The sequence below is a fragment of the Ochrobactrum sp. RH2CCR150 genome, from assembly GCA_014138095.1.
Lineage (GTDB): Bacteria > Pseudomonadota > Alphaproteobacteria > Rhizobiales > Rhizobiaceae > Brucella > Brucella gambitense.
On record JACGXE010000002.1, the window covers coordinates 724,244 to 733,212 of the forward strand.

Sequence of the window (8,969 nt, forward strand, 5' to 3'; positions counted from 1 at the left end):
GGCTTTTGAACTTGCTGATCTAACACTGACCAGGTGTCGTTAATTCCGTTTGACGCTTTGTATCGTCCGCCGATGTACCGCCCACCCTTCAATGTTGATCTGCTCATCCCAGTCCTTTCAAGGTTCGAATCGATTGAAATCTATGATTACAGACATGGTTAACACATCGCAAGTTGCCGCCGTCGCAACCGTCCCCATGCTCGACAATCACTGCAGCGTAGCTGCTTCGCGCTGCGCTTGAAGATAATTCAGCAAGTCGGCCAGATCGTCGGCTTGCTCCCATTCAAGGCCGATCTGTTTGACGCCGTTAACCTCCGCGGCATCGCCAGTTTGCACATCAATCACGGCCCAGACCCCGTCGTACATTTCAAATGTATCGTACCGAGCTTCTGCCATGGCTCTTTCTCCATCAATAGGAATTTCATGGAATATACCATCAAAGCCATCCCCACAGAATACGCTGGCGTTAACTTTCGTTCGCGCCTCGAGTCCCGTTGGGCGGCATTTTTCGATCTCGTCGGGTTAAAATGGGATTACGAACCATTCGACCTTGAAGGATGGGTGCCGGATTTCTTGCTGAGAACGTCCCTGACGAATGTTCTGGTCGAGGTCAAGCCGGTAGACCTGACGGCCTATATTGACGCTGTAAATAGAGGCCTTGACGATGCCGCTCAGCTATCTTCCTACGATAAAGCACTGTCTCATTCCCGCAAGCACCAGGTTCTTTTACTCGGCATGGCGCCCTTGGAAATGCAGGGAGCAGTTTTGCCAATCGGCATCCACGCTGTTCCACCACGCGGGGCAGAATACTCGTTTGACGACATGCAGGACGCGCTCACGGTTGTAGATACAGCTTTCGTAACGGACGCATGGCGCAAAGCCGGCAGCGTCACGCAATGGACAGTTGACGAACCGACTGTATCCACATCGCAGGTCGTCATCCGCGCACTTGATCGCGCGCGTCGCAAATCCGAACAGAAGAGGGCAGCATGAACATGACTATCGCATCTGATCTGTCTCGTGATCTCGCACTTGCCTATATCGCTGCCGATATCCCGGTTTTCCCATGTCGGGCGAAAGACGAGGAAACCAACGAATTTGACGAAGAAACGGGCGAAATTGTTGTTCTGAAAGCCAAAACGCCGCTTTTAAGTAACGGGTTTAAGGGCGCCACGAAAAACCTCCGCGTGACGAATATTCTTTGGGATCGCAATCCGGGCGCTATGGTTGGCATCCCGACCGGCGAACAGTTGGGCGCGTGGGTGCTCGACGTCGATGTGCATAAGGATGAGAACGGCGAGATTATCGACGGGTTCGAGACGCTAGCCGTCCTTGAAGATAAGTTCGGCCCGCTCCCGAGAACCGCAACCGCTCGCACTGCTGGCGGCGGAGAGCATCGTTATTTCAAATATGTGCCGGGCGTTCGCAACCGTGGCAGACTTGGCGCTGGGCTGGATGTTCGTGGATCGGGTGGGTACGTCGTCGCTCCCGGTAGTATGATGGAAGATGGGCGTACCTACAAATGGGTGGACTATTCCGGCCCTGGGCTGCCTCCTTTAGCAGATGCCCCGCAATGGCTGCTGGACCTCGTTTTGCCAAAGGCGCCCGCATCGACCGGTGCGGATTACACCTATGACCGCGGGAGCAACGACGCTTATATCGATCGCGCAATTCAACTGGAGTTAGAAGAAACTGCGTCTGTGCCGATGGGTGCTGGGCGCAATAATCGTTTGAACGCGGCAGCGTTTTCTCTGGGCACTCTTGTCGGCGCTGGCGCTTTGCCAGAACATGAGGCGCGTCAATTGTTGCAGGATGTTGCGCGTGGGTGGGGCCGTGACTGGGTCAAGTGCTGCAAGACAATCGAAAACGGCCTGTCTGCTGGTATGCGCCAACCACGACAAATTCCTGAACGGTCATTCTACGATGATGACAGCACTCCACCGGTTAGCGTGACCGGACTTATTGAGAAATATCGCAATCGTCACGACGACGATGTAACTGATGGCGACCACCCAGCGGGTGCAGACGAGGCGGTTCCAGAGGCCGACGACGACGATGTTCCTGACTACAAGCTGGAAGCTGTCGCCGATCTGGAAAGTCTGACATATCCGGGCGGGTTGGTTGAAGACATGATTGACTGGATTGTATCAAGCGCGGAACAGCCATCACGCACGCTTGCCATGGCCGCTGTGTTGCCATTGCTGGCGTCGTTGGCTGGTGCTCGATATTCGACAGGTTCTCGCGATACACGTCCAAACCTATACACCGTTGCACTGGCGGAATCGGGCTTCGGTAAAGAGCACGCCCGATCGCAGATCAAGCGTATACTCATGGCCGATCAAGGCATATTCGATGCTTATAGCGGCCCCGCGCGGATAATGTCAGCGTCGGCGTTGCGTGAGGTGCTGGAAAAACATCCATCGGTTAACTGCCAGATCGATGAATTTGGCGGCTTCATACGCGATATCACAGACCGAAAGGCAGGCAGTCATCAGCGGGCAATTTCGACGGACCTGCGAGACTATTACTCGGCGTCGTCAACATTTTTCGAAGGCGCGGCCTATCGCGGTGTTCCTCCGAAGAGAATTTATAACCCCACGCTATGCATTCACGGCACTTCGACACCGGAACAATTTTGGTCAGCCCTCAGTAGCGCAAGTGCCGAGGACGGACTGCTGCCGCGCCTTATCCTATTCCATGTTACAGGCGAAAAGCCTGACGCTTTAAAACCGTCCCGTGATGTTCGCGAGGTGCCGTATCTTCTGATGGAGCGCATGTCATCGGTTGCCGGCATTAATGTGGCCGCCAAACGGGGCAATCTGTCTGGGATGAATATACAGGTGCCTGCTTATGGAGAAAACAAACCGTACATCGTTCAATGGACACCAGACGCGACAGCTCTTTTCAGGTCCGTCAAGGATTCGATTGACGCTCGAGAAAAGCTGCTGGCGTCAGAAGCCCGACCGTTTGCACGACGCATCATTGAAAACGCGATCAAACTTGCGCTGATCGTTGCGGTTGGGAAAGACCCAACGGAACCGGTTATAACCGAAACCGATTTTGAATGGGCTTCATGTGTAGCTTGGACGTGCGCAGCAACAATGATCGCTGAGGTGACAGAGCGATTGGCCGACAATGACCGTGAGGCGAACTATAAGCGCATCGTGGGGCTAATCCGCAAGGCAGGCACCAAAGGCATCACGGAAAGCCGCCTGTTCGATCGTTGCAAAGCAATCGAGGGACGTCGCCGGGAAGAGATATTGAAGGAGCTCTTTCACACTGGGAAGGTGATAAAACAGGAGGCAAAATCCAAGCGAGGGCGACCTGCAAATCGGCTTGTCTGGATGGACTGACATGACGGGGCTTCGGCCCCGTTTTTTTGTTTTTAATAGGACGATTAAAAACCATCCACCGCGGCAATTCTGTCCATGGATTAAATTCGACCGCCGAATTCTGTCCCGGATTTTAATCGGTTCTGGATGGATAAAAATCAGGTCAAAAAGATCAATGAAATCAATGGTTTGAACTCTCTATATATATTAAAATCCATTCATCAACGTATTATATAATAAGTACCTTTTTAGATAGATTCATGGGGTCTGTATATAAAGGGGTTGCAGAATGGACAATTAATGCGACCGCGGTTTTTCGGTAATTCATTTTCTGCCTGTCCATTAACACGACATTTATTGAGACGTTCCACACTCCTCTTGCCGCTACCAACGGCATACCGCAATCAACACGAGGAGCTCACATGGCACGCAGCCGCACACGCGCGCCTTCGTCTACCGCACCGTCTACTACCACACAGATCACACGCATCAACGGCGCCCGCGTCAAGATTACCACCAAGGATGGGACGGTGACGACCAAGCCCGCCTTACCGCTCGAATGGGAATTACAGGCGGCACAGGTTTCCACATTGCGCCGCCTACCACAGTACCAGCGCCAGTTCTTGCTGGCCGGTGACATGAACGCCAGCAAGCGAGGGCCAAGAGCTCAGGCTCAGGCAATTGCGACGGGAATGACCAGCGGTGAACCCGACCTTCGGATCTACGGAGAATACGGTCGCCTGCTGCTGATTGAGAACAAGGTCGGGCAGGGAAGACTGTCACCAGCCCAGAAAGACCGCCACGCAGCGCTGGAGAGGCTTGGCTACACGGTTCTAGTCATTCGGGCCACGACGACGACAGAAGCCGCTGACAAGGCCGTTATGGCGGTTCTGGAGTGGCTTACACAAGAGAAGGGGAAAGCAGCATGAAGAACATGAGACACGGATCGCTCGCAGAGCAGTTAAAGGCGCTTATGACGTATCGCAACCGCCCAGAAGGTCAGCGAGAACCGTTGCAGACGAATTGGTCTGTTGCGCCTGGTGCGAATGACAATGACCCGGAGGAAGTTGCCGACATGCGTTATGAGCGGGACTGGCGACAAACACCGTCAGTGCAAGCCATCATGCAGAGTGTAGCTACTGATGATATCGAGAAGAACGAGCGTGGACAGATCATCCGCATAGGTAAGCTGCGGTTCAGTGACGGTAACCAGACTGAAGTTGGATATGTCCTCGGCATCGACGGTGAAGTTATTCAGGCCGACATACGCATGCCAGCGGGTGCCATGCTCGGCATGAAAGATAAACCAGATCGTGCGTCGGGTGGCGGAGCTGATCCGAAGGATACCAAGGCCAGCAATCACTATTTCGAAGATATGCTTGGAACACTGCCGCATCGATATATTCCATCCGGCAAGCGCCGAAATGGTACGGATTACAGCGCTGAAGAATCCGCCCGTATTCTCGCTGAGGCTTACGCAAATACCGACATGGAGAAGGTTACCTATACTCGATATCCAAAGGGGCTTCCGTGTGGGTCGCCAAAGGCGGCGGACAGTTTCCTCGGTATGCGCAAGACAACGTGTGCCGGAGGAGGAGATGAATCGTGGGAAGATACACTGTCTGCAATGATCGATCGCGACTTTTGGTTTGAAGCGCTTCAAGAGTTGAAGGATAGGGACCGCGACGTTCTGGATACTGCACTTGAGGCGGCGAATTACACGGATGTCGGTATAGCAGCAGGGCAGTCTCGCCATTATGCCGACAAGCGCAGCGGTGGGCGTAAAGCACTGCTTGCTGCCAACGACAATCTAGCGGCTGCAATAAAAAAATATGCTGCGTAGGTAGGTATTCCGCGATCTCGTGCGGAGTATAGTGAAGGGGTTCAACCGCTATGCGGTTGCCCCGCACTGTTCCGTGCGCGAGGCGACGGACGCTCGGTCATGTTGCAGTTGGGTGCAACCGCTGAACCGGGCGTAACTTTCCAAAACAGCGCCCAAACCTCTGCTGTCGGCTTGTCCGGTATTATGTCTGGGCCTTCTCAATCCAGCGCCGTTTCTCCTCCGGCTGCTGGTTCGGCGGGTTGAGCCTATTGCGGTAGGCTCCCCGCCATCTGAATTCATGCGGAGTGGAGAAGTGGTCATCTCGTCTGGCTCATAACCAGAAGATCGTCGGTTCGAATCCGACCTGCCGCAACCAATTCAAACAGGACCACATGGCCAGACGTGACCAGCGTAGCGCCGAAGCTGCTGCGTACAGAAAGATGTACAAGACTTCGAGATGGACGAAGCTACGGCAACGTCACTTGGATGCGTCGCCATTGTGCGTCTACTGCTTGCGGTGCGACGAGGTAGAGGAGGCAAAGGTGGTTGACCACATCCGACCCCACAAGGGAAGCGAATATCTGTTCTTCGATCCAGACAACCTCCAAAGCCTCTGCGCGCCATGCCATGACCGCGTGAAAAGCCGCGAAGAGCTCGGTCAGACGGTGGTGACGTTCGGAGTTGACGGATACCCAATAGAATAACCATGCAATTCTCGACCTCTTGCATGGTTCAGGCGGGTGAGCTTCGGCTCCCCGCCTCTTTCATATGAGGTCGGCAAGGAGTCGAGACCTTGGACATCATGAATTTATTAGATTGGCAAGTGCCAGCGAATGATAACGAGCGTCGCTGTGAACAGTGCGATGCCCTGTTGGATGGGCCATCATCAAAACGGTATTGTGGGAAAGCATGTTCGTCGAAGGCCTATCGGCTTCGCGATAAAGAGAACGGCAAGCATCCCAATGACGGCGCACCAGAGCATGTTTGCGAGCATTGCGGCGATTCATTCAGACGAAGGAAAGATAAGAATAACGCGGCGCGCTTCTGTTCACGAGAATGCGGGTTTGCAGCAGGTTCCAACCTGTCTGTAAGGCAGCGATACGCCGAAGCCATATCATCGCTGCAAGTATCATTCACTGTAAAGCGTAGCATATGCAGTGAGTGCGGCAAGCGTTTCGATACGCAGAACATTTCAGTATCATTCTGTTCCCAAGAGTGCCGGGGCAATTGGGCAAGAAGCCGCGCTATTCAAGCACGATCGGTGCGAGTTGACATAGACCGAAGCGAGCGAGAGTGCCCGGAGTGCGGTAAGAGGTTCATCCCTGAATACGGTAGAGCGCACGCCAAATATTGTTCGGACAAGTGCTCATGGAAAAACAACAAGCGACGGAGCAAGGCACGCCGTAGAGCCAGAACAAGAGGTGCGACCAACGACAACTTCGATCCAATCGAAATATTAAAGCGCGATCGTTGGCGCTGCCAGCTTTGCGGAACGAAGACGCCGCGACGTCTGCGCGGATCGACAGATCCCCGGGCTCCGGAGTTGGACCACATTATTCCGCTGGCGATGGGCGGAAGCCATACACGCGCGAACACTCAATGTGCATGCAGGCAATGCAATGGGGCTAAAGGCGCAAAAATTGCAGGGCAGATGAGATTGTTCGGATAGGCCATGGGGGCCTTCGAAGTCTGGGCTTCCCTCCTCCCGGACCGTCGGGGGAATCGACTTATAGCGCTAATACAGTTTTTTCTATGAGGACATTCTATGGCCAAGCGTAAGGCGCGTATTGATAGCGCCACTGAGGCCGTGCGCGTGATGTCGAAGGCAATGGCTGAAATTCAGGCGCCAGAAAACGTGCCGCTAGACAAGGCTGATCTGCCTTTTTTCAACAACGTTATTGCCGAATACGCCCGGTCTGAGTGGACATCACATCAGCTCGAGATCGCAGCAATGCTCGCGCGCACAATGGCCGATCTGGTTCGGGAGCAAGCATTACTGCGAAACGAGGGCGGAATAGCCTACTCGGAAAAGGGAACTCCGGTGGCCAATCCGCGAAAGAGTATCGTTCAGATGCATGCATCTTCGATCCTCTCATTTAGGCGATCGCTGTCTCTTCACGCGCGTGCGCAAGCGGGAGAGGCAAGAGACGTTGCCAAACGTAGAGGCGCGGCAAAAGAGATCGAGAGTGACAACCCACTTGGTGATGGCTTGTTAGCTACGCCGGATTGAAGTGAATGGCAAAAAAGAAGCTGACGCGCGGTGAAAGTGTAATATCTTTTATCGAGCGATATTGCATTGTCCCCGAAGGGACACTGCTGGGAAAGCCGGTTAAACTCCTTCAATTTCAGAAGCGTTTTATTCTTGACGTTTACGACAACTCTCAAGGAACCTCGCGCGCTTACCTGTCGATTGCCAGAAAGAACGGCAAGACGGCAATTATTGCTTGTTTGCTTCTGGCTCACATCGTGGGCCCAGAAGCTTATAAGAATAGCCGCATTATTTCTGGCGCCAGATCCAGAAAGCAGGCCGCTGAGGTTTTTAATTATGCATCCAAAATGGTCTGGATGTCGCCAGTCCTCAGTAAGCTAGCCAAATGCGTTCCGTCGAGTAAAACCATTCTTGGATATGCCAAGAATGTCGAATATCAGGCTATTTCTGCCGAAGCCGCCACGGCTCACGGCGGGTCGCCAATTCTGGCTATCCTCGATGAGGTCGGGCAGGTTAAGGGTCCGACAGATAGCTTTGTCGAGGCCATAGAAACTTCGCAGGGGGCATATGAAGGAAAGGCGTTATTAATCGCCATTTCCACGCAGGCTGCCACAGATAACGATCTATTTAGCCGATGGATTGACGATGCGGAGAAGTCAAGAGACCCGCGCATTGTCAGCCATGTCTATACGGCGTCGAAGGACTGCAACCTTCTCGATGAGAAGGAATGGGCCGCAGCCAACCCCGCACTCGGAATATTTAAAGCTGTCAGTGACGTCAGAGACTTTGCGGCCAGAGCGTCGCGCGCTCCTGACGTTGAAAACAGCTTTCGGTGGCTGCACCTGAATCAGCGCATCGATGCTTCGGCGCCTCTGGTTTCGCCGGCGATATGGCGCGCATGTAATGCGCCAGTGGACGATTTTGGTGATGCGCCGGTTTTTGGCGGTCTCGATCTGTCGGAAGTATCCGATTTGACTTCCCTGGTGCTGATGGCGCCAAAATTCGCGGACGGTGAAACGGTTTGGCATGTGAAGCCAACGTTCTGGCTGCCTGGTGATGGCCTTTTTGATAGGGCGAAGGCCGATAGAGTACCGTATGACGTTTGGCACAAACAGGGCTTTCTGGAAACGACGCCGGGACCGACGATTGATTATGAGTATGTCGCCGTAAAGCTGAAAGGCTTTTTCGACGAATACAACATCAAGAAAATCGCCTTTGATAGATGGCGCTGGCGGCATTTAAAACCTTGGCTTTCCAAGGTCGGGTTTGAAGATGACCAGTTAGAGGGCGATGCAGCGGTATTTGAGCCGTTTGGGCAGGGATATGCGTCTATGACGCCCGCGTTGCATGATTTGGTTGGCCACATTCTGAATAAGCGCATTGCACATGGCGATCATCCGCTGCTGACGTCCTGCATGTTAAACACGGCCGTCAAGATGGACCCGTCGGGCAATAAGAAGCTGGATAAAAGCAAGGCACGCGGGCGCATTGATGGTGCTGTGGCGCTCGCGATGGCGACAGCAATGGCTGGTACCTATGAAGGCTTGGCCACAGCCGACATCGACGACTTCGTCAACAACATGATCACTATAACCTGGTAGGAGTG

At 53.6% G+C, this 8,969-nt stretch carries 9 protein-coding genes and 1 tRNA gene; 9 read left to right on the plus strand and 1 reads right to left on the minus strand.

All coding sequences use genetic code 11. The annotated features are described in order from the left end of the window. Window positions 1-207 precede the first annotated feature (207 nt). On the minus strand, window positions 208-396 hold the full coding sequence (locus FHW03_RS07120) for a hypothetical protein (RefSeq protein WP_182519976.1): 189 nt from the start codon (window positions 394-396) through the stop codon (window positions 208-210). Window positions 397-423: 27 nt separating this feature from the next. Between FHW03_RS07120 and FHW03_RS07125 the strand changes: the two genes are divergently transcribed. From FHW03_RS07125 to FHW03_RS07165, 9 genes are all read left to right on the plus strand, one after another. Beyond that, complete coding sequence (locus FHW03_RS07125; RefSeq protein WP_182519977.1) at window positions 424-993, plus strand: hypothetical protein; 570 nt, start codon at window positions 424-426, stop codon at window positions 991-993. A 2-nt stretch (window positions 994-995) separates the two neighbouring features. Next, window positions 996-3,353, plus strand: a complete 2,358-nt coding sequence (locus tag FHW03_RS07130; protein ID WP_377514372.1) for a bifunctional DNA primase/polymerase — start codon at window positions 996-998, stop codon at window positions 3,351-3,353. A 401-nt stretch (window positions 3,354-3,754) separates the two neighbouring features. Continuing rightward, window positions 3,755-4,261 (plus strand): VRR-NUC domain-containing protein, encoded by a 507-nt coding sequence (locus FHW03_RS07135; protein ID WP_182519979.1) that lies wholly within the window; start codon window positions 3,755-3,757, stop codon window positions 4,259-4,261. Further along, window positions 4,258-5,175: a hypothetical protein gene (locus FHW03_RS07140; RefSeq protein ID WP_377514313.1), complete on the plus strand. Its 918-nt coding sequence runs from the start codon at window positions 4,258-4,260 to the stop codon at window positions 5,173-5,175. The genes FHW03_RS07135 and FHW03_RS07140 overlap by 4 nt, the downstream gene beginning before the upstream one ends. A 278-nt stretch (window positions 5,176-5,453) precedes the next feature. Further along, window positions 5,454-5,530 (plus strand) — tRNA-Met (locus FHW03_RS07145). Window positions 5,531-5,594: 64 nt separating this feature from the next. Beyond that, window positions 5,595-5,858 (plus strand): HNH endonuclease, encoded by a 264-nt coding sequence (locus tag FHW03_RS07150; RefSeq protein ID WP_377514374.1) that lies wholly within the window; start codon window positions 5,595-5,597, stop codon window positions 5,856-5,858. Between the two features lie 98 nt (window positions 5,859-5,956). Continuing rightward, window positions 5,957-6,823, plus strand: a complete 867-nt coding sequence (locus tag FHW03_RS07155; protein ID WP_182520076.1) for an HNH endonuclease — start codon at window positions 5,957-5,959, stop codon at window positions 6,821-6,823. A gap of 96 nt (window positions 6,824-6,919) precedes the next feature. Further along, the gene (locus tag FHW03_RS07160) at window positions 6,920-7,384 is read left to right on the plus strand and encodes a terminase small subunit (RefSeq protein ID WP_182519981.1); all 465 of its coding nucleotides are present in this window, start codon (window positions 6,920-6,922) and stop codon (window positions 7,382-7,384) included. Between the two features lie 5 nt (window positions 7,385-7,389). Next, window positions 7,390-8,964 carry a terminase TerL endonuclease subunit gene (locus tag FHW03_RS07165; RefSeq protein ID WP_182519982.1) on the plus strand — a complete coding sequence of 525 codons (1,575 nt, stop codon included), beginning with the start codon at window positions 7,390-7,392 and terminating at the stop codon, window positions 8,962-8,964. The last annotated feature ends 5 nt before the right edge of the window (window positions 8,965-8,969 follow it).